Here is a 20,034-nt window from a genome sequence, read left to right as displayed (position 1 = left end):
AGTTTAAGGAAAGGCGGGAGCTATTATCAAACATAGGAATAAGTCTAAAAGGATATTATTGATTTCATTAATGCTGTTGGCAGTGGTTATCATTGGTGCGGTGGTGCTTGGGGAACGCGGAGGAATAATGAGTAAATCCGAGAGCTCTTTCAAAAGTCCTGCTGAACCGTCGCCCCTTATCATTACACATGAGAATAGTACAGATGCTATAGAGAACTATGTCATTCTAAAGACGAGCTGGAATGGAGCGGACTATGATCGGGCCTCCTTTTACTATACGGCTTGGCATAGTGAACCTACGCTTCTAACGGGTCTGCGTCGCTTGAAACCAGGGGAGAAAATGCAGGTCGACTTTGGAGATTACGCACCGAGTGAAGTCACAGTAAAGATGGCCTATCTAACTGAGAGCTTTGATGAATCGCAGCTTCCAATTGTAGAAGTTCCTGTAACACTCGTGGAAGGGAAATATGAATTTGTGAACCCTCCAGCATCCACCAGTGATATTCCCACTTCGGGTCGCGTCTTTAGTGTTATAGCTAGATGGGGTGAGAACATCTGCGAATATGTCTTCGCATCAGATGGCAAGTTTGATAACTATGAATATGATTTGTGAGGTTAGTCGAAGATAAGAGATGTTCTAGAGCCGGTCCGGTTTTGGAATATCTCTTTTTTTGTCTCGATTTTAGACAAATCTAACGATGTGTCTATTTTTTAGACAATGCACCGTTATTGTCTAGTTGGGGAGGACTGTTAACCTGATTAACCATTTAGAGCTAAGTTTAATTAGATCGAGAGATGGATGAGAGAATACCCGTTTTTAATATTATGAAGACAACTTTAAGACGAGGGAGGAGTGAACGTCATAGGTACAGAAACGGAAGAACTGAATTATGATGACATTCAAGGAATCGTCTTACAAGAACGCCCTACCCCTTACGTTGGGACCTATATATTGCTGTCCATCGATCATCAACAGGACGGGAAAGTGATGCTGAAGCGGCTTCTCGACGAAGTGACGTCGGCCGGACAGTGGAGTAATCCTCACGAAGGTGCTTGGGTCAACGTTGGTTTTACTTATCAAGGACTCCAGAAGCTGGGGATTCCTCAGGAGTCGCTCAACAGCTTCGACCTGGAGTTCCGGGAGGGTATGGCTGCCCGGGCAGCTAAGCTAGGGGATGTAAACGAAAGCAGCCCGGAGCACTGGGAAGACCCGCTGGGTACTGACAAAGTCGATGTGGCGCTTGCTCTGTTCGCGCCCACCAAAGAAGCGCTGCTTCAAGCAGAAGAAGCAGCCCGACGAATCCACTGTGAACTGAATGGTGTATCCGTCGTTTACCAGCTGGATGTCGGAATGAATCCTGACGGACGTACTCATCTGGGCTTCATGGATGGAATCAGCAATCCGAGAATCGAAGGAAACCATGTACTCAATGCGGTGGGGCAGGAAGCGGAGATTAAAGCCGGTGAATTCCTGTTCGGGCATTTAAATGAATCTGGCACCATAACACAGGGACCACAGCCGGCAGAACTTGGCCACAATGGAAGTTACCTCAGTTTCCGCAAATTGCATATGAGGGTCGCGGCTTTCCGTCGTTATTTGCGGGAGCATGCGGATAATCGGGAAGAGGAAGAACTTTTGGCCGCTAAAATGGTAGGAAGATGGCCGAGCGGAGCCCCTTTAAGTCTGGCTCCTGAAGCAGATGACCCGGCACTGGGCGAAGATGTCAGCCGACGGAACGCATTTACGTACGGGGATGATCATAAAGGGTTGAAATGTCCGGTAAGCTCGCATATCCGTCGTGCATTTCCCCGTGACAGCTTGCAGGATTCGGTTGTTAATGTGAACATCCACCGGTTGCTCCGGCGGTCAACGATGTATGGCCCTATACTGCCAAAAGGTGTAATGGAGGATGATGGTCAGGATAGAGGCCTTATTTTTGCAGGTATATGCAGCTCATTGTCCCGCCAATTCGAGTTTATCAAGACCGATTGGTTAAATGGAGGCAATTTCGCGGGTATGTCAACCGAGAAAGACCCTATTACCGGTAAGAATGAGGGGGAAGGGATGTTTACCATTCCGGACAAACCTATTCGCCACCGGATGAAAGAAATTCCAAGTTTTTCAATCACCAAAGGCGGGGAGTATTTCTTTGTTCCCAGCATGACTGCATTACGGTGGATGGCAGAGTTGGATCAACATATATCTAAGGAGGAATTAACATGTTAGAAGGACAAGATCAGACTAATCAGATTACAAGCGCTGGACGTGCCGGCCTGCGGGAAGGTGAAATATCTGAGCTTACCATCATTGCGCCGCTTAAAGATGGTGGGGCGGATCGTCTCCGTGAGAAGCTGAAAAAAAGCGCATCGAGACAAGCCGAAACGATGGCGAAGATCGCGACCGTTCACGACATGCGCTTCGTAATCTTTGATAACGACACGCGGCTGTTGTTCGCGACGGCTTATGATGGCGACTGGGATAGTTATATTGATGATTTTGGAACTGAAATTCCAGAGTTGTTGAATAACATGTTTAATGAAGTGAAGGATTTTCCGGGAATTGAATCTTCGGAAGCGAAAGATTTCATCGCCAACCATCAGATCACTGCATCTGGCTGGTACAGTGCTTATCCCGATGCCACGGTCAGAGATATTTGGCGCGGACAGCGAATTACGAAGGCCTGGAACGACCTACTTGACGCATCACAAAGCTAAAAAACTAGAAAGGGGGCCTTGTCCCCTTTTCCTTCCTGATAAATTACAAAGAGGTGAACGAAAATGAACAATAATAAATCAGTGTCGTCTGAACTCGCAGAAGAAGCAGTAAACTCCATTGAGGAGGTAGCAGGCAAATATCCGGGTTATCGACGCGCGCACGCCAAAGGTGTTGTCTACCAGGCGGTGTTCACCCCTAACGGCCAAGCGGGTCCTTTGACAACAGCGGCACATTTGCAAAATCATGAGGTGCAAGCTCTCGTACGCTTCTCCAATAGCTCGACTAATCCGTCCATCCCTGATGTTTTTTCGCCTGCAAAAGGAATGGCGGTTCAGTTTGTATTGCCTGATGGGGGCGTGACAAGTTTGGTGACAATTACATTGCCGATCTTTTTTGCCAAAACACCGCAATCCTTTATTAATATCTTACGTACAATTAAAGAAAATTCGTTTGAGGGAGCGACCATTGCAGACAAATTTAAAGCGGTCATGGAGAAGTATTCGGAAAGCCGGGCTGGGCTTCAAGCCGTGAAAATGCTGCAACCGCCACTCAGTTTTGCAACCAACCGTTATCATTCCATTCATGCCTATTACTTCACCAATGCTGCTGGCGAGCGGCGGGCTATTAAATATGAGTGGGAACCGGAAGCGGGTCTGCACTTTCTGGCCAAGGAAGAGGTGGAGAATCGATCTCCCGATTATTTGGAGGATGAACTAATCGAGAGACTGTCCAAAGGTCCTGTGGCGTTTCAATTGACAGTAATCCTCGGACAGGAGGGAGATCCTACGGATGACCCGACGTCTGCTTGGCCTGAAGACCGGGAACGGATTGTCGTCGGCCATTTGTCGATCACCGGCGTGGCAGACGAGAAGGCTCAAGAGTACGTCTTTGATCCGACAGTTGTACCTGCCGGCATTGAATGCTCAGAAGATCCTATTCTGAACTTCCGTCATGATGCCTATGCGGAGTCACATTCCCGTCGAAGTACTAGTCAGTAAGCATTTATTTTATATTCTATGAATATGATCGGGCTGTCCTAGAATGTCTGCCGACATCCTTAGGGCAGTCTTTTTAGGTATGTCTTGTGACACTCTTGTAACAGAGATTGGCTACGATAGGTTACGAGGTGAGAGAATGAAGAAGTTTAAAGGATTTATCGTATTGATTTTGTTGGCAGTTGTAGGATGCAGTGCGGCAACACCGCAAGCAAATCTTGAACCGGATAAGGAGGTAAAGAAAGAGGTCAATGAGAAGATCGTTTTCTGGGATCAACAGCGTAAAGGAACAAATTTCATGAATTCCAAATCTATACCCGAAAATTATGATGCGGCGAAAGAAAATAATATAGAGTTCATTCGACTTGCGCCAGATAAATGGGCAAAAGATAGTGATTTCCTGTTTAACGATCAACCGGATGCCAATCCAGACAAAGACTTTTTAATAGGGAATGCAGATAAATACGAGGGGCTTGTTGAGGACGATTTCACAGCGTTAAAGGCAGACTTGGATGCAGCCGAGGCGCGGGGTTCAAAAGTAGTGCTGACAGTCCTTAGTCTGCCCGGCGATCGGTGGCGGCAGTTTAATGATTATACAAATGATGATCGAATCTGGAAGGATTTCAGTTATCATGAACAAGCGGCAACGTTTTGGAAGGATCTTGCGGAAAGATTAAAAGATCATCCTGCAGTGGTCGGCTATAATCTTATTAATGAGCCACATCCTGAACAAGCTACTGGATTTAATGATTTCTGGACAGAGGATTACAACGAGTGGTATAGCTCAATGGAGAATACTCCGGCGGATTTGAATATTTTATATGAGACTATTGTGACAGCGATTCGAACCGTAGATACCGAAACCCCTATTATCGTCAATTCTGGTCTGTATGCTACACCATGGGCCTTTAAATATTTGAAACCCATCGATGATGCGAATGTATTATATGCTTTTCATATGTATGAGCCCTACGAACTCACCAGCCAAAATAAGAAAAAAGGCTTAACCTATGAATATCCTGGAACGGTTAAAGTAGGTGAGGAGAAGACGGAAAAAGCATTTAATAAGAAAGCTTTAAAGGATTTTCTAGAACCTATCGCACAGTGGGCAGAAAAGAATAACATCCCTGCTAATCGTATTGTCGCTGAAGAATTTGGCACGAACCGGCTTGTAAAAGGTGCAGATCAATACTTGGCTGATTTAATCTCGATTTTTGATGATTACGGCTGGCACTGGGCGTTTTATGCGTTCCGGGAGGATACTTGGGATGGCATGGATTATGAACTTGGCATTGAGCCTCCAACCTGGGAGTATTGGGAAGCGATAGAGAAGGGTGAACAGCCTGATCGAAAGACAGTCGATAACCCGATATGGAACGTACTGACGAAGGGACTAGAGAAGTTGCAATAGCGTAGCATGAAAATATATGAAAAGGTGAAACCTGTAAAGGATTTCGCCTTTTTCTTCTGATAACTACAGCAAGGAGAATCTAAACTTTGAATATCTTAATTGCGGATGATGAGAAACATATGACCACTATATTGAAGACTTATTTTGAAAAAGAAGGCTATAACGTTTGGACAGCTGCGGATGGTGAGGAGGCGCTTGAGCTCTTTTTTTCGAATAGGATCGATCTTGTGGTGCTGGATTGGATGATGCCTAAGCGAAGCGGTCTTGAGGTCTGTAATGAAATCAAGAAGGTTAGTTTGGCTAAAGTTGTAATGCTGACCGCAAGGTCTTCCCATGATGATGAATTCAGTGCCTTGGATATAGGGGCAGATGAATATATAAGAAAACCATTCGACCCACGGATTTTGATGCTTAGAATTAAAAAAATGCTAGGCACTGAAAAAGTGGCTGCGATTAGGGATTTAGAAATCGATTTTGAGCGGAAGAAAGTGTACAAGAATGGGGCCGAACTGGCGTTATATAAAAAAGAATTTGAATTGCTAACCTTCCTGTACGAGCATAAAGGGCGTATTTTATCCAGAGATGCCTTATTGTCTGCGGTTTGGGGAATGGATTATCTGGGCGAAGAAAGAACGGTAGATACGCATATTAAGAGGCTGCGCGATAAGATTGGGGCCGACCACGTGATCACGCATAGGGGAATGGGGTACAGCTTCCATGATAAAAATTCATAAAATAAGTACGAAGTTATTGATCATGGTGAGCATTATTTTGCTGATTGTTTTTGGTACGTCTTATTTCTTGCACAACTATTTCTCAGCAGATTATTACCTATACAAAATGAAAACCAAGATCAACACCATTTATGACGAAGTAAAGGATCTCCGTTTGGATCAACTCATGGAAAATGAAAGCAGGATCGAGAACAATAATAACGTAACGATTGTTAGGGTTGAAAACAGTGGAAGTACAGCAGAAATTAACGAAAATATTCAATTTGCGTTGTTTAAAGATAAGGTGGCACTTAATAAATTTTGGATCACAGATGAGGTATTACAAAAAGTAAAACAAGGCAACACGGTTAATCTTTTATTTAATCAGGGTAAATTGAAATCGAGTCTGTTAACGAAAATATATGAGCAGGATAACAGTCTAATCCTCATCGGAACTGTGGTTGTGCACAATACAGATGCCCTGACCCTCGTAAATCAATTCAGCTTTTACTCCATTCTACTGGGGATTATTATCAGTTTGTTGTTAGTGGCTTACTTTTCAAAAAAGATCATTACACCGTTAGAACAATTGCAGGATGTCGCAAAGGATATATCCAATCTCGATTTTAAACAAGTGACGATTCAAACGGGGGATGAGATCGAAGAGCTCTCGAAAAGCATTAACCAGATGAGTCAGCGTCTAAAGAGCACCCATGCCAAATTGGAGGAGAAAAATCAAAGTTTAAATACCCTTATCTCAAGCATTTCGCATGAAGTGAAAACACCATTATCCTTAATCCAAGCATATACGATTGGCATTCAGGACGGTCTGGATGATGGCACGTATACGGATATCATTTTGGAGCAAGTGAAGTATACGTCGGATATGGTGGATTATTTAATTAAATTGTCCAAGATCCAGAAGTCAGAAGTGCATAAAGAGCCTTTTGATCTTAAAGAGCTTCTGCTAAAAGTGATCTCACAATATAATATTACGTTAAAAAATAAAAACATAACCTTAATGAGCGACTTTCATTCGTTTGAATCCTCTATCGTTGAAGAAGATATCAGCCAAATCGAGATAGTATTCAACAACTTAATTAGTAATGCCATTAAATATGGTGAAGAGGATTTTTTTGAAATAAAACTACGGAGTGACACTACGCGTACATTAAAATTTACGATCTCCAATAAAACCACTCGCCTAAAAACGGAGCATTTAGCGTATATCTGGGACCCATTCTATGTAATTGAAGAGTCTCGAAATAAAGAAATCTCCGGTACTGGACTTGGCCTGTCCATCGTCGCGGAGATACTTGCTAAAAACGATCTGAAATACGAGTCCAGATTAGAGGACTCGTATATTAGTTTTAGTATTTGGTTTGAAGTTTAGGAGGGAATTTTGGAACTGTAGGAGCGTTAGCGTTCGCCTGAAAGCTTTCCGAAGGAAAGCTCGCATCGGAAGCATAAGCTGTCTCCGGATGTTATCCGCTGATAGCGGTAAAATCAAAAACATCTGGAGACAACAGCGACCGAAAGTCCAACATTCCCGCAGTTACGCCCATCACCATATTAAAGGTCTTTTCACCGCATCCATCGCAATATCATTAATTAAGCTTCAAAAGCGCCGCATTATCAATAAAAGTAGCTGTATTAAAAAGCAGCAAGACATCCTTGATGTCATTTTGAGTCATATAGTCACTGATGTTTCCATTATAATAACGGATGTCGATCACATGGATTTCAGGCACATGCTGAGTCAGGAAAGGAATAACGCTATGTGCATAGGAGTCTTTGATGACAAGCAGCTTTTCCTGTTTGACTGTTGTTGGATCAAGCTGGCTGGTGATATTCATGAGCGCATGTACGCCCCCTAAGAAATAAGAGTACTTATCTTTTGTCGCCAGATAACTTGGGTCATACATACTTGTTAAAGTCTCACCGGTATCTTGAATGTACATTTGGGTGGATACCTCATGATTAGGTTTGTACATTTGAATGGAGTCAGGTGTGACCCCGATAAATTGCCCCCGGGTATGATAGCTTCCGAGAAATGAATTACTCACAGTCTGAATCTGGTATTCGCTCCGGGACAGAGGCTGCCAGCCCATGCTTTGAGCATAGGCTACATAAGCTAAGTAGGCACCGTAGGTTGTCCAGTGATGGTCGGTCCGATAGTAAATGGGTTCTGCGGCATGTGGGCTAAGAACATCAAATCCATTTATAAAAGTAAGGCTATCTCCTACATCCTTAGCTATTGTTTGATTCACCTCAGCTTGCGAGTAGACAGGAGCTAACCAGGGTAGACGTTCCTTGTACAAGCCAACCGATGTAGGTGCGAGTAAGAAAGTGGTGTTTGCATCAGGATTGTTATCGGCAAAGCGTTTCACAGCTGCTGCATATTGCTGAACTTTAGTGTAATCAGGTGCTGCAAATTTTTCGAAAAGATAGCCGTCTTTTCCCTTTAGATTCCGTTATTCTCTTGCTGCAGCCTCATCTGTTCCACCGCCGATTTCACCCATACCCATTTGGCTCGAAATGGAAAATGATCGGTTACAAAGCTTTCGGCCTCTTCCGCATAGGTGTGGGATAATAAATTGTCCCATGTCAGATGGGGTGCCTTTTGCAAATACCGGTTCTCAAGCTCAGAGAAACGCTGAACAGGCAGTAAGAAAAAAAGGATAGCGACCAGAAATAACGTTGCAGCAAATCCCCCAACCAGGATTCGATCCGTCTTCAGCTTCATAAACAATCACCCCCTAATGGTTAGAATCGGAAATATAAAAATGGATTAAAGGTTGCATCTACTAAGTAGGCTACAGATAGGAAAAATAACACGCCATACCAAACAAGAGCAGGAACCGATCTAGAATCCATCCGCTTGGAGAGCTTCACAGGTGTAGAGGCAAAGGTTAACACCACGAGTAGAATCGCGTTCGTGTAAGTGAAGTATAAAGTGGTATTATTCCATAACGGCTGTCCATTAAAGCCAAGCATCGCTTGTAAGTAGCCAATGACCAGAGGAAGTTCTTCAAAAGCGAATAAGACCCATCCGATGAGTATAAGTACTACAGCATATAAATGTCTTGTCCAACGGGGGAGGTGGCTTAATAGCTTTAATCCCCACCATTTTTCAAAGATAAGAATGACCCCGAAGTATAATCCCCAGAGCAGAAAATTCCAGCTTGCCCCGTGCCAGATACCCGTGAGCAGCCATACGATGAGGATGTTGCGCACTTGAACGCCTAACCCCCGGCGGTTGCCTCCAAGCGGGATGTAGACATAGTCACGAAACCAACTGCTAAGGGAAATATGCCATCTCCGCCAGAAGTCAGTAATACTCTGAGAGATATAAGGTTTGTTGAAGTTCTCGTTAAAGCGGAAGCCGAACATGAGACCGAGACCAATAGCCATATCCGAATACCCGCTGAAGTCAAAATAGATCTGAAAAGCAAACGCAATAATCCCAAGCCAAGCGGTTAAAGCAGGCAGGGAATCTAGGTTGGAGCTGGATATGGTGTGCCAGAGCAGACCGATGTTGTTGGCGAGCAGTACTTTTTTGGCTAATCCGATTATGAATCTCCGTACACCTTCTGCGAACATGGGGATATCGACCGAACGTTCACGTAGTTGCCCGGCAATGGTGTTATATTGAACAATCGGACCTGCTACTAACTGTGGAAACAGCGCTACGAATGTACCGAAATCAATCCAATTGCGTTGTGCTTTCGAAGTTCCTCTATAGACGTCAATAATATAGGACATGGATTGAAAAGTATAAAATGAAATCCCAATAGGTAAAGGTAAATCCGTTAAAGGAATATGTGTACCGAGGAGTCCATTTATATTTTGGATGAGAAAATCTGCGTATTTAAAATACGACAATAAGCCTAGATTAATAATGACGGAACTAACCACAATCCACTTGCGCTGCACCGCAGTCAGCTTTGGTCTGCTGAGCAGTAGACCAAAGCTGTAATCTGTAATGGTGGACAGCAACATGATTACAATGTAGACAGGTTCGCCCCAAGCATAAAAAACCAGGCTGCTTAAAAACAATATGAGGTTTTTGATTCGCCAGGGCGAAACATAGTAGAGCGCTAGGACAGCCGGCAGGAATAGGAATAGGAAAAGTAGGCTGCTGAATACCATTGTTATTTATTTTTCTGTGAAGTAAGTATCGAAGTCTGCTACGAGTTTATCTTGATCCGCAGGATCAGCAATAACGAACAGGAAATAGTTACCCTTTTTAATAAGTTTATAGTTTTTAGCATTTTCGTATTGATCAGGCAGATAGGTTTCGAATTGTTTTTGAACATCTGTTGCACGCGCTTTGATGGCATCCTCAACAGTGGTCATATCTTTTACATCTTTAACTTTCAGAACGGCAATTTCGTTAGTTTTCACATTCATCATAGGCATTCTAATGCTATAATCTTCAAGCAATTCTGGGTTGAGATGATATAGCTGTTCGACTGTAGCCGCATCAAGCTCCATTAATGATGGCTGCTCTACTTTGCTCAGCATTTGATCGACCATTTCTTTTGCAGTTAGATTCGTTTCAATGGCAGCTCCATTGTTACTGTTGTTGCTGGAACAGGCGCCAAGCACCACACTTAGTACAATGGTTAACGCTAGCATGAAGGTATGCTTTTTCAACTTAGGTCACTCTCCTTGATGTATTGTCTGAATTTCTCTAGTTACTAACGTATATAGTCGATAGAATGTTGCGCTGGATACTTACTTCGGATACTTTACCCATATTTTTGCGGAAATATGATATTCACATGAATTCATGCAAAGATCTTCCTCTCTTAGCTTGCGCAATGGTTGGTTATACTGTTACTGTAAGATAGATAGTTTTTAATAGAAGGGGATTGAACGGAATGATCGAAGAACTGAACAATGAACTACCGGAGAATTATGAGGAATTAAAGAAAGCTGCCAACCGCTCTGCGGATTGGAGAGCACGTCTAGAAGCAGTTGAAGAGCTGGGACAGACCAACCACAAACAAATTATCGATATCCTGACGCGTTTAATGGAGAGCGATCCTGTATATACAGTTCAAGAAGCTGCTTACCTTAAGCTGAAGGCTTTTGGTGAAGACGTTAAGGTGCCATCGAAGAACAAGCCTGAACTAGTTAAAGGCGTATCCAAGATCCTGCTGAGAATTAAAAAGAGCCTGCCAAGAGATCATTCTTACGAGGACTTCAAAGAGAAGCTGAAGAAGATGAGAGTTGACGTGTACGACGCTTATGAAGGTGAAAAAGGCGCTGACTTCGATACGTGGCTGATGAAGATGTGGACTTCTGCGAATAAGTAAAGGATGACAATATGCACACCAATAAATTGACAGAACAATTTCAAGAATACCTTAAGCTGTCCGCAGAATTACGCCCTGATTATATTGCCAGCTTGGGCAAGGGCGGTAACGAAGCAAAGATTACGGCAGTTTTGCCGGAGACTCCTGAACTGCTGAAAGCTATTTATAGCACTGTCTCAGGGACAAGCAGTGAGGAAGAGGAACCAAGCCTTATCGAATTTATTCCAGGGTACCGCCTGATTCATATGGATGAATATGAAGAGGAGATGAAGGTATTAGCTGGGATATTGGAGGAAAAAGGTCAACATCCTGATGGAGTTATCTTGCCTATCTTAACGAACTATGGCAGTGATTTCATTTGTTATTATAAGTCTGCCGATGGTGTGGAACAGGTATGTGACCTGCTCCATGATTTCGGCGATTTAATCGTGATGTATGATTCGCCCGATAAATTCTTGGAGACCTTATGCGAGTTCTACAAGCAGGAGGTTTATTTCCTGGATGAAGAGGGCTACCTCGATTGCGATTTAGTATTAGAAGGCGAAGTTGGCGCGGCGCTGAACCCGGATGCGAAATATTGGTCCGAGTAACGACCTGATGCCAAATAAATAAGAGCAGCAGTCCATTTATGGACCAGCTGCTCTTTGTTTTTTAATAAGGTAATCTTTATAGCTATGTTTATTCCTGCGCAGCTTGGTTCTCTTGCTCACGAAGCTCTACTCGCCGTATTTTACCGGAGGTCGTCTTCGGAAGATCCTGAATAAACTCGATTTTGCGCGGATATTTATAAGGGGCTGTCCACTCTTTAACATGGGATTGCAGCTCTTTTACAAGCTCTGGTGAACCAACAATCTCATCCTTGAGCACGATAAATGCTTTAACAATGTGCCCACGGATCTCGTCTGGACTGGCTACGACCGCACATTCCTTAACGGAGGCATGCTTCATCAATGCTTCTTCTACCTCGAAAGGACCGATAGTGTAACCTGAGCTAATGATAATGTCATCCCCACGGCCCTCGAACCAGAAATAACCATCTTCATCTTTTTTTGCCCGGTCGCCGGTTATGAAGAATTCGCCGTGTGTGGAGCTTTCTTTTCTACCGGGATCTTTGTAATAAGTGTGGAACAGGGCTGGCATACTCAAATGTACGGCAATATCACCAACCACTCCAGCAGGTAGTGGCTTGCCGTCTTCGTCCACAACCTCGACTAAGCCGGGTGCGATTGATTTACCCATAGAACCAATGCGTATTGGAGTATCTTTGAGTGTTCCGATAATTAGGGTGCTTTCCGTCTGGCCGTACCCATCACGGATTGTGATATCGAATTCACGCTGAAAGGTGTTAATGACCTCTTGATTTAATGGCTCTCCCGCAGATACTGCACAACGCAGGGTAGACAAGTCGTAACGACCTAAGTCTTCTGTTTTAGCCATTAGACGATATTCCGTTGGGGTGCAGCATAATACTTGAATTTTGTGATCCTGCAATAGCTGCAAATATTTTTTGGGATGAAAGGATCCACTGTATACAAAACCTGTAGCTCCGTTGCCAAGAACGGTTAAGAAGGGACTCCATATCCACTTTTGCCAGCCGGGAGCTGCTGTTGCCCAGACGGTGTCAGATCCTTGAATATCATGCCATTGAGGTGAGGTGATCCGCAAGTGAGCATAACCCCAGCCATGACTATGAACGACCGCTTTAGGGTTGCCGGTAGTACCTGAGGTGTAGGCGAGAATAGCCATATCATCCCGGCGGCTTGCGACTGCTGTGAAGGTATCTGGTTGTCCAACCATCAGACTTTCTAGATCCAGCCAGCCTTCACCGAGTTCGTCTGAGCTGCCAGATACGGAAAGACGGTAATCGAGAGCAGGAAGATCCTCTGAGATTTTATTAACTTCCCCGGTTACTTCGGACCAAGCAATAACCGCTCTGGCTTCAGAATGGCGCAGGCGGTAGGATAAATCTTTGGCACGCAGCATTTCTGAGGATGGAATGATGGCAAGTCCTTGTTTCAGACAAGCTAAATAGATGACATAAGCGATGATGCGGCGTGGAACCATAACAAGAACACGATCCCCTTGTTGCAGCCCAAGCTTCGCAAGTCCTCCGGCCAGCCGGTTAGCTTGTTTGCGTAATTCACCGTAAGTAATTTCCTCATAATCTCCTTGCTCATTTAACCACTTAAGCGCAATCTTCTCAGGAGCATGGCTTTCCATTTCCGAAGTGAGATTGTAGAACTCAGGTGCGATCCATTGCTGATTATCCAATATGAACCTCTCCTATATCAAACAAGATGTGTATAACTGTTCTATTTAGTATATCACGTTATCCTAGTACCAGGTACTAGTACCTTGAGTTCTTAATGAATTTCGGGTTAAGATAATATGTGTAAGGTATACTTATAATAGACCACAAATCCAGAAAGTGAGAACTTATGTTATGAATCACACAACTTTTGATGAAATATTCGCTATTATGGAAGCCTCATTTCCTACTTCTGAGATCAGAACCTTTGAGGGACAACAGGAGTTATTGGACGTTCCAGATTATCGTCTCATTACCGAGATGAACTCTGAGGGTAAAATTGTTGCTTTTATGGCCTGCTGGGAGTTTCCCGGCTTTCGTTTTGTAGAACATATAGCAGTCGACCCAAGCATTAGAGGCGGAGGAATTGGCAAAAAGCTGATGACTGAATACATCAGTCTATCTAACAAGCCTGTTCTTTTGGAAGTTGAGCGGCCACTGGGTGAAATGGAGCAGCGGAGAATTGGCTTTTATGAGCGGCTGGGCTTTCATTTGAATCCTTACGATTATGTGCAGCCTCCTTTGCGTGAAGGAAATGAAGACTTACCACTCTTAATTATGACTTACCCTAACCCTGTTGATGAAGAAGAATTCCAACTTTATAGAGAAATTTTATATTCAGAAGTGTATAAGGTTACAACTCCGTATCAAGGTTAAAGCTCTCAGCAATCCGTTAAATCCTTATGGGATAAGCGGGTTGCTGTTTTTTTTATACAAACCAGAGCTCCAGATGAATAGTTTCTTTACAAATTGGGTACAAGTTAAATACAACTTAGAGACATATTCTTTTAAAACTTGAGCTAAAGTAAAAACCGAGATTGATCTTCTAAGGAGGCATAACATATGAAAAGTAAAAAGTTCATTATAGCAACGATGGTATTTGGGATGGCAATCACAGGTTCAGCTGGTGTGTACGCGGGAACTAAGCTGCAAAAAATCACCGCATATCTTAATCACAGCATTGGATTTAAAGTGAATGGTGCAGCTTATACGCCTGTTGATAATAAAGGTAACACATTAGCTCCGATTACTTATAACAATACAACCTATCTTCCTGTACGTGCCTTGGCTGATGTGTTGAAGGTGCCAGTGACTTTTGATGCGGCAGCGAATCAGGTCATTCTGGGTACTGGAACTGTGGTGCCGGATAAAGATACATTAACACCAGTACAGTACAGCAACGCTCAAAAAGAACAAATTTCTAAAGCTTTTGCAAATTTCGATGGGTTTAAAACGGTTTATGCACCAGCACAAATGGTGAGTGGAGACGCTTATCAAAAGGCAGCTAGCTCTGAAGATGGAGTGTACTTTTTGTTCAACCATATGAGGGTGAACGTTTCTCCACGTGACTACTCCTATGATTACAAAGGCGATACCGTAAAGCTCTCCAATGGTACAGAAGCTAAGTGGTACAGCCCTACCAGCGATTCATTGTTTTTGACCTATAAACTGGATGATCGTTTTGTGACGATTAGTTCTCCAGACAAGGCTTTGAGCAAGGCGCAATTAGAGAAGGTAGCCGTGAATGTGGTGAAATGGAGTAAATAACTCCTTTAAAAGCAAAGCTCAATTTACAAAAAGTAAAGCAGCAAGTCACTCCGATCCGGGAGGGCTTGCTGCTTTTTTTGTTTTCGTGTCCGCGTGTTCTATTTACTGTGCTGTTTATTAGGCAGCTTTTGGCTTGGTGTTCCTTTACCGTGATTCTGTTTGTTCTTTTCTGCTTTCTTCTGGGTGTCGTGTACTTTGTCTACAAAAGCTTGAGTATCATCCATGTTTGTCCTCCTTGATCATAACCTTGCCGTTACTGTAACCACTTATGCCTGATTAAATACACAAGCCGTTTTTACAAACTAGTGGATTAATCCGTACATTGTGAAAATATTTAGTAGTTACTATGAATGGATGCAAGCATTTCATAATAACAGTAAGGGAGACTGATTATGAACAGGTTATTTAAACAAGCAGTATCCATGACACTAGCCTTCGTTATGGTACTGGGACTTACATTTACAGGAATGCCAGCTTTTGCAGAAGACAGCAATGAGGATGCTGGATTACTGCAATTACAAACGCTAGAGCCAATTACACTACTGGCGGGCAATTCTACATGGAAATATCTAGATAACGGAACGGATCAAGGTTCGGTATGGCGGTCTGTTTACGATGATTCTACATGGGCATCAGGCCAAGCGCCGCTTGGTTATAAAGATTCTGGGGCCGGAGTCAGCAGCAAGCAATTTGGTGCTCTGAATACAAATATAAGCTACGGCTCGGATAAAAAGAAGAAATATCGTACTTCCTATTTCCGTACAAATGTAACTGTGAATAAGGAAGAAATTACGGAATCGGATAAAGTATTAGGTAATTTTGCATTTGATGACGGAGTTGTACTGTATCTGAATGGTGCAGAAATCTACCGCGAGGCTATGCCAGCTGGTGAAATCGACTATCAGACACTTAGTACAACTAATGGCAGTGATCCAAATGAGTATACAAAGGTTGACCTAACGGAAATCGTAAAAGCCAATCTGAAGGATGGAAGTAATGAGCTTTCAGCTGAAGTTCACCAGACAGGCGACACTAGCTCTGACCTTTATTGGGATATGAGCCTGATTGCTTATCCTGTAGTGGAGACAGTAGAACCTGGAGTTGGGAAGCCAGATTCTATCGCAATTACTTTTAATGGCAACCCGCAGACTAGTATGGGATTTAACTGGTATGCACCTGAAAGTGTGACTGGCACCAAACTGGAAGTGGTAGAAGCTTCTAAATTGGAGAATGGCCAGTTTCCAGCGGCAGGAGCTCAATTGTATGAAGGAACATCCGTTACAACTAGTGTGTATATGACAAAAGCGGATAAATCAGCTAAAAAACCACTTGTGCTAACCAGCCATAAGGTAATAGCGGATCATCTGCAGCCGGGCACGGAATATGCTTACCGTGCTGGAGATGGACAAGCTGATAATTGGAGCGACGTAGGAACTTTTAAGACAGAACGTTCCAGCAACCAAGCTTTTAAATTCCTATATACAACGGATTCCCAAGGGACAACTGAAGAAGATTTTGATATCTGGAATCATACCCTTCAAGAAGGATTGACTAAATTCCCGGAAAGTGAGTTTATTCTGAATTCTGGTGATTTGGTGGATAACGGTGATATTGAGGAGCAATGGGGATGGTTTTTCAATAAGCCTAAGGATATTTTAGCGAATATTCCGTTGGTGCCTTTGGTAGGCAACCATGAAAGCAAAAATTATAGCAATTATAGCTCTCATTTTAACTTGCCGAATGTATCGAATACAGGTGCGAAGCCTGATGGTTCTGTATATTCTTTTGACTACGGTTCAGCGCACTTTATGGTAATTAATACAGAATATTATGGTGCAAGCTCGAATCTTGAGAATAACGAAATTTACAATAAACAAGTGGAGTGGCTTCGTAGCGAAGCGGCAAAAAGCAATCAGAAATGGAAGGTTGTGCTTCTGCATAAATCTCCTTATTCCGTTGCCAATCACACCAATGATACAGATGTACTCTTTTACAGAGCGCAATTAACGAAGGTGTTTGATGAGCTTGGTATCGACATGGTAATTGGCGGGCATGACCACACCTTTGCTAGAAGCTATCAGATGTACAACAACAAACCATTGACGGATATTGTTCCGGACTCAAACGGAGTAGTAACTGATCCTAAGGGTACTTTATACCTGATTACAAATGCAGCGGGCAATAAGAAATACAACGTAGCTTCAGGAACATTCCCTTTTGCAGCTAAATACGGACAGCCTGGCAAGGAAATGTTCACGGGGATGACGGTAACGAATGATGAGCTATCTTACGAAGCCTACACCACAACAACTGGTGGTTCTACAGACTTGTATGATAACTACAGCATTCATAAATCGGAAGTAGCAGTTAAACCTGTGCAAAATGCAAAGGCTACTGCAGCAGATGGTGGTAAAATAACGTTGACTTGGGATGCGCCTGCTTCCGGTGCACCAGTGTCTGGATATCGTATTTATGAGCAAAATGATCTGGTATCCGCAAATTGGACGGCCAGTGTTCCTAATGAAGAAGGTAAAACTTCTTATACTTACACTGTAGAAAATACTAATTCAAACCAAACCTATCAATTTGTTATCAAAGCTGTAAGTGAAAGAACAAATTCAGAAGCTGCTATCGCTTCAACGGATTCGATTAAAAAAGTTACAGTTACCTTTAATGGCGATCCAGTGAGTGCAAAAGGATTCACTTGGTACACAGCGTTGAAGTCTACTGGAAACGATCTGCAGGTTGTAGAAAATACGGGCGTTACTCCAGACTTTGCTAAGGCTGCTGAGTTTACAGGACGTTCGGCGGTTTCCAGAAATTCAAAGGATGAATTAGTTCATAAAGCGGAAGCTTCTGGCCTGAAAGCTGATACAAAATACTACTTCCGTGTAGGTGATAAAGCACTAGGCCTGTGGAGTGCAGTGGGAACTTTTGAAACTGCCGCTAAGACAGGAGCATTTACTTTCATCGATTTGGCTGATACACAGGCTAAGACCGAAGATGAAGCGATTCTTTCCGGTGAAACGATGGCAAAAGCACTTACGACGTTCCCGAATGCTGAGTTTGTGGCGATTAACGGAGATATCGTAGATACCGGAACTAATGAATCACAATGGAATTGGTTGCTTGGTCATTCGCAGGATACCCTGCTTAACACGACCATCGTGCCTGTTGCGGGGAATCATGAGGATAAGGCAAATGCCTTCTATGAGCACTACAATATTAAGGAAGCACCGGGCTCTGCAACAGAAACTGGAGCATATTATTCCTATGACTACAGCAATGCTCACTTTGTAGTCCTAAATACAAATGAGAATTCAGATGAATTTGCTAACTTCAGCCAAGCGCAGTTGGATTGGATGAAGGCTGACGTAAAAGCAGCGAAGGCTGCTGGTGCGAAGTGGATTATCGTAGCTATGCATAAAGGTCCATACACAACCTCTAACCATGCTACTGACAAAGACATTATGGGTACAAATGGAGAAAGAGCGAAGGTTGCTCCAATGATGGCTGAACTGGGCATTGACTTGGTTCTTCAAGGCCACGACCATATTTATGCCCGGACCAAGCCAATTAAAGCTGATGGAACTGCGGCAGACACAGTGAAGATCAAGGAAAGCTTCAATGGTCAAACTGTAGAGTACACAGTAAATCCAGATGGAACGATCTATCTGATCCCAGCTACAGCGGGAGCGAAGGTTTACTACAAGAACATGAAACCAGAATTGGGAGATGCGTATTATAATCTCTTCGAAGTAGCAAATGAGAATACAGCAGCTAAATACGGACCTGACCCAAGTGATGTTACGCGTCCAAAACGCGGTCAAGTTCAGACCTTTGTAGGTATTACTGTAGATGCTGGCAAATTAACAGCTGTATCTTATGAGATCGATCAGAATATTAATGATGCTAAACCATACGTTCTGGAAGAGTTTGGTATTATTAAGGAAGCAGATCCTGAAGTAAGCCCAACACCAGAACCGACAACAACGCCGACAACGGAACCGACAACAGCGCCAACGACGGAACCGACAACAGCGCCAACGACAGCACCAACAGCAGCACCAACAACAGGATCATCAACAGGTCCAGTGGCAACAACAAAACCGACAGCAACACCAACACCAACAGTAGCACCAACAGCTACACCAGCACCAACAACGGTGCCTACACCATCTGCAACGCCAGTAGTCAAACCATCATTGACGGATACTGGCAGCCATTGGGCAGCAGCGGCTATTGAGAAAGCAGTAGCAGGGGGCTTCGTTAGCGGTTATCCGGATAATACTTTCCGCCCTAATCAGAAAGTAAATCGGGTTGAATTTATCACTATGCTGGCTCGTGCCCTTCAATTGCCGGACAGTGGTAACACTTCAAGCTTTAAGGATTCAGCGAAGATTCCGGCATGGGCTAAGTCCTTTGTAGCTCAGGCAGTAGCTTTGCAAATTATCAGCGGCTATGACGATGGTACCTTCCGTCCTACGCAGGAGCTTACTCGCACTGAATTAGCAGTTATGGTTGTTAGGGCTCTGGGCATTACAGTAGATCCAAAAGCGACCTTAACCTTCAATGATGCTAAGGATGTACCCGCATGGGCAGTACCATATATTGCGGCAGCAGCAGACGCGGGCATTGTGAATGGCATAGGACAAAACCGTTTCGCACCTAACCAGGTAGCGTCCCGGGCCGAAGCAGTAACAATCATTCTGAACTTGCTTGAGAAGCAAGGAAAGTAACTAAATCGGATGGTTTGAAAAAAGATTGCCTCAAGGTCATCGTTGATGACGGAGAGACAATCTTTTTTTCGTAGCTGGGTAGTCTGAGGGAGGGCGGCGATACGGCGGAGTGGCGTGAAAGAGGGGCAAAAGTGCCTCTGATTTGAGCGAATACGGCGGAGTGGCGGAGATAAGAGGCAAAAGAGGCCACGCTCCTTTATCCTCTTTATATTTTCAACCAACATATGTTTAACAACCCACTCATTGCCAGGATATCGATCCCTGCTGGCGCGATAATCTT

The 20,034-nt window shown here is 43.6% G+C and carries 17 protein-coding genes and 1 pseudogene; 12 read left to right on the top strand and 6 right to left on the bottom strand.

The genetic code is table 11. From position 1 onward, the window contains the following. The first annotated feature begins 58 nt into the window (after nt 1-58). The 7 genes from MHH49_RS05955 to MHH49_RS05925 all read left to right on the top strand — a co-directional run bounded on the left by MHH49_RS05955 (nt 59) and on the right by MHH49_RS05925 (nt 7,228). Nucleotides 59-613: a hypothetical protein gene (locus MHH49_RS05955; RefSeq protein ID WP_076105351.1), complete on the top strand. Its 555-nt coding sequence runs from the start codon at nt 59-61 to the stop codon at nt 611-613. Between the two features lie 240 nt (nt 614-853). Further along, entirely contained in the window at nt 854-2,227 is a 1,374-nt protein-coding gene (locus MHH49_RS05950; RefSeq protein WP_341137998.1) for a Dyp-type peroxidase, read from the top strand. Continuing rightward, a complete protein-coding gene (locus MHH49_RS05945; protein ID WP_143758572.1) occupies nt 2,221-2,715 on the top strand; it encodes a hypothetical protein in 495 nt (164 codons plus the stop codon). Before MHH49_RS05950 ends, MHH49_RS05945 begins: the two co-directional genes overlap by 7 nt. 63 nt (nt 2,716-2,778) lie before the next feature. Beyond that, nucleotides 2,779-3,714 carry a catalase family peroxidase gene (locus MHH49_RS05940; RefSeq protein ID WP_341137997.1) on the top strand — a complete coding sequence of 312 codons (936 nt, stop codon included), beginning with the start codon at nt 2,779-2,781 and terminating at the stop codon, nt 3,712-3,714. 136 nt (nt 3,715-3,850) lie between these two features. Next, complete coding sequence (locus tag MHH49_RS05935; protein ID WP_341137996.1) at nt 3,851-5,122, top strand: glycoside hydrolase family 5 protein; 1,272 nt, start codon at nt 3,851-3,853, stop codon at nt 5,120-5,122. Nucleotides 5,123-5,208: 86 nt separating this feature from the next. Further along, nucleotides 5,209-5,856 carry a response regulator transcription factor gene (locus MHH49_RS05930; RefSeq protein ID WP_036684906.1) on the top strand — a complete coding sequence of 216 codons (648 nt, stop codon included), beginning with the start codon at nt 5,209-5,211 and terminating at the stop codon, nt 5,854-5,856. Next, nucleotides 5,840-7,228, top strand: a complete 1,389-nt coding sequence (locus MHH49_RS05925; RefSeq protein WP_341137995.1) for a HAMP domain-containing sensor histidine kinase — start codon at nt 5,840-5,842, stop codon at nt 7,226-7,228. Before MHH49_RS05930 ends, MHH49_RS05925 begins: the two co-directional genes overlap by 17 nt. A 214-nt stretch (nt 7,229-7,442) precedes the next feature. Here MHH49_RS05925 and MHH49_RS05920 read toward each other — a convergent pair. The 4 genes and pseudogenes from MHH49_RS05920 to MHH49_RS05905 form a co-directional block, all read right to left on the bottom strand. Then, nucleotides 7,443-8,240 (bottom strand): annotated as a pseudogene (locus MHH49_RS05920) (DHHW family protein); the annotation flags it as partial. 59 nt (nt 8,241-8,299) lie between these two features. Then, a complete protein-coding gene (locus MHH49_RS05915) occupies nt 8,300-8,581 on the bottom strand; it encodes a hypothetical protein (protein WP_341137994.1) in 282 nt (93 codons plus the stop codon). 20 nt (nt 8,582-8,601) lie between these two features. Continuing rightward, nucleotides 8,602-9,987, bottom strand: a complete 1,386-nt coding sequence (locus tag MHH49_RS05910) for an MBOAT family O-acyltransferase (RefSeq protein ID WP_036684909.1) — start codon at nt 9,985-9,987, stop codon at nt 8,602-8,604. 6 nt (nt 9,988-9,993) lie between these two features. After that, nucleotides 9,994-10,494, bottom strand: coding sequence for a DUF4358 domain-containing protein (locus tag MHH49_RS05905; RefSeq protein ID WP_036684911.1), 501 nt, complete (start codon nt 10,492-10,494; stop codon nt 9,994-9,996). 227 nt (nt 10,495-10,721) lie between these two features. Between MHH49_RS05905 and MHH49_RS05900 the strand changes: the two genes are divergently transcribed. Further along, nucleotides 10,722-11,159 (top strand): HEAT repeat domain-containing protein, encoded by a 438-nt coding sequence (locus tag MHH49_RS05900; protein ID WP_036684913.1) that lies wholly within the window; start codon nt 10,722-10,724, stop codon nt 11,157-11,159. Between the two features lie 11 nt (nt 11,160-11,170). After that, a complete protein-coding gene (locus MHH49_RS05895; protein WP_076098672.1) occupies nt 11,171-11,749 on the top strand; it encodes an SMI1/KNR4 family protein in 579 nt (192 codons plus the stop codon). A gap of 88 nt (nt 11,750-11,837) precedes the next feature. Here MHH49_RS05895 and MHH49_RS05890 read toward each other — a convergent pair whose 3' ends face one another. Next, the gene (locus MHH49_RS05890) at nt 11,838-13,433 is read right to left on the bottom strand and encodes an acyl-CoA synthetase (protein ID WP_341138776.1); all 1,596 of its coding nucleotides are present in this window, start codon (nt 13,431-13,433) and stop codon (nt 11,838-11,840) included. A 169-nt stretch (nt 13,434-13,602) separates the two neighbouring features. Between MHH49_RS05890 and MHH49_RS05885 the strand changes: the two genes are divergently transcribed. Together MHH49_RS05885 and MHH49_RS05880 are read left to right on the top strand one after the other, a co-directional pair. After that, nucleotides 13,603-14,124, top strand: a complete 522-nt coding sequence (locus MHH49_RS05885) for a GNAT family N-acetyltransferase (protein WP_036684918.1) — start codon at nt 13,603-13,605, stop codon at nt 14,122-14,124. A 186-nt stretch (nt 14,125-14,310) separates the two neighbouring features. Next, the gene (locus MHH49_RS05880; protein WP_038568796.1) at nt 14,311-15,015 is read left to right on the top strand and encodes a hypothetical protein; all 705 of its coding nucleotides are present in this window, start codon (nt 14,311-14,313) and stop codon (nt 15,013-15,015) included. 98 nt (nt 15,016-15,113) lie between these two features. Here the strand turns inward: MHH49_RS05880 and MHH49_RS05875 are convergent, their stop codons facing one another. Continuing rightward, entirely contained in the window at nt 15,114-15,239 is a 126-nt protein-coding gene (locus MHH49_RS05875; protein ID WP_051491363.1) for a DUF4023 domain-containing protein, read from the bottom strand. 168 nt (nt 15,240-15,407) lie between these two features. Between MHH49_RS05875 and MHH49_RS05870 the strand changes: the two genes are divergently transcribed. Further along, entirely contained in the window at nt 15,408-19,754 is a 4,347-nt protein-coding gene (locus tag MHH49_RS05870) for an S-layer homology domain-containing protein (RefSeq protein ID WP_341137993.1), read from the top strand. Nucleotides 19,755-20,034: the final 280 nt, after the last annotated feature.

Source organism: Paenibacillus sp. FSL F4-0122, from assembly GCF_038002845.1.
Lineage (GTDB): Bacteria > Bacillota > Bacilli > Paenibacillales > Paenibacillaceae > Paenibacillus_AQ > Paenibacillus_AQ odorifer.
This window is presented reverse-complemented; position numbering and strand designations above follow the sequence as displayed.

Bases quoted from the DNA above. Each gene is read 5' to 3' on its own strand.
- MHH49_RS05945 (WP_143758572.1), top strand. From the start codon at position 2,221: ATGTTAGAAGGACAAGATCAGACTAATCAGATTACAAGCGCTGGACGT.
- MHH49_RS05940 (WP_341137997.1), top strand. From the start codon at position 2,779: ATGAACAATAATAAATCAGTGTCGTCTGAACTCGCAGAAGAAGCAGTA.
- MHH49_RS05935 (WP_341137996.1), top strand. From the start codon at position 3,851: ATGAAGAAGTTTAAAGGATTTATCGTATTGATTTTGTTGGCAGTTGTA.
- MHH49_RS05925 (WP_341137995.1), top strand. From the start codon at position 5,840: ATGATAAAAATTCATAAAATAAGTACGAAGTTATTGATCATGGTGAGC.
- MHH49_RS05915 (WP_341137994.1), bottom strand. From the start codon at position 8,581: ATGAAGCTGAAGACGGATCGAATCCTGGTTGGGGGATTTGCTGCAACG.
- MHH49_RS05910 (WP_036684909.1), bottom strand. From the start codon at position 9,987: ATGGTATTCAGCAGCCTACTTTTCCTATTCCTATTCCTGCCGGCTGTC.
- MHH49_RS05900 (WP_036684913.1), top strand. From the start codon at position 10,722: ATGATCGAAGAACTGAACAATGAACTACCGGAGAATTATGAGGAATTA.
- MHH49_RS05895 (WP_076098672.1), top strand. From the start codon at position 11,171: ATGCACACCAATAAATTGACAGAACAATTTCAAGAATACCTTAAGCTG.
- MHH49_RS05885 (WP_036684918.1), top strand. From the start codon at position 13,603: ATGAATCACACAACTTTTGATGAAATATTCGCTATTATGGAAGCCTCA.
- MHH49_RS05880 (WP_038568796.1), top strand. From the start codon at position 14,311: ATGAAAAGTAAAAAGTTCATTATAGCAACGATGGTATTTGGGATGGCA.
- MHH49_RS05875 (WP_051491363.1), bottom strand. From the start codon at position 15,239: ATGGATGATACTCAAGCTTTTGTAGACAAAGTACACGACACCCAGAAG.
- MHH49_RS05870 (WP_341137993.1), top strand. From the start codon at position 15,408: ATGAACAGGTTATTTAAACAAGCAGTATCCATGACACTAGCCTTCGTT.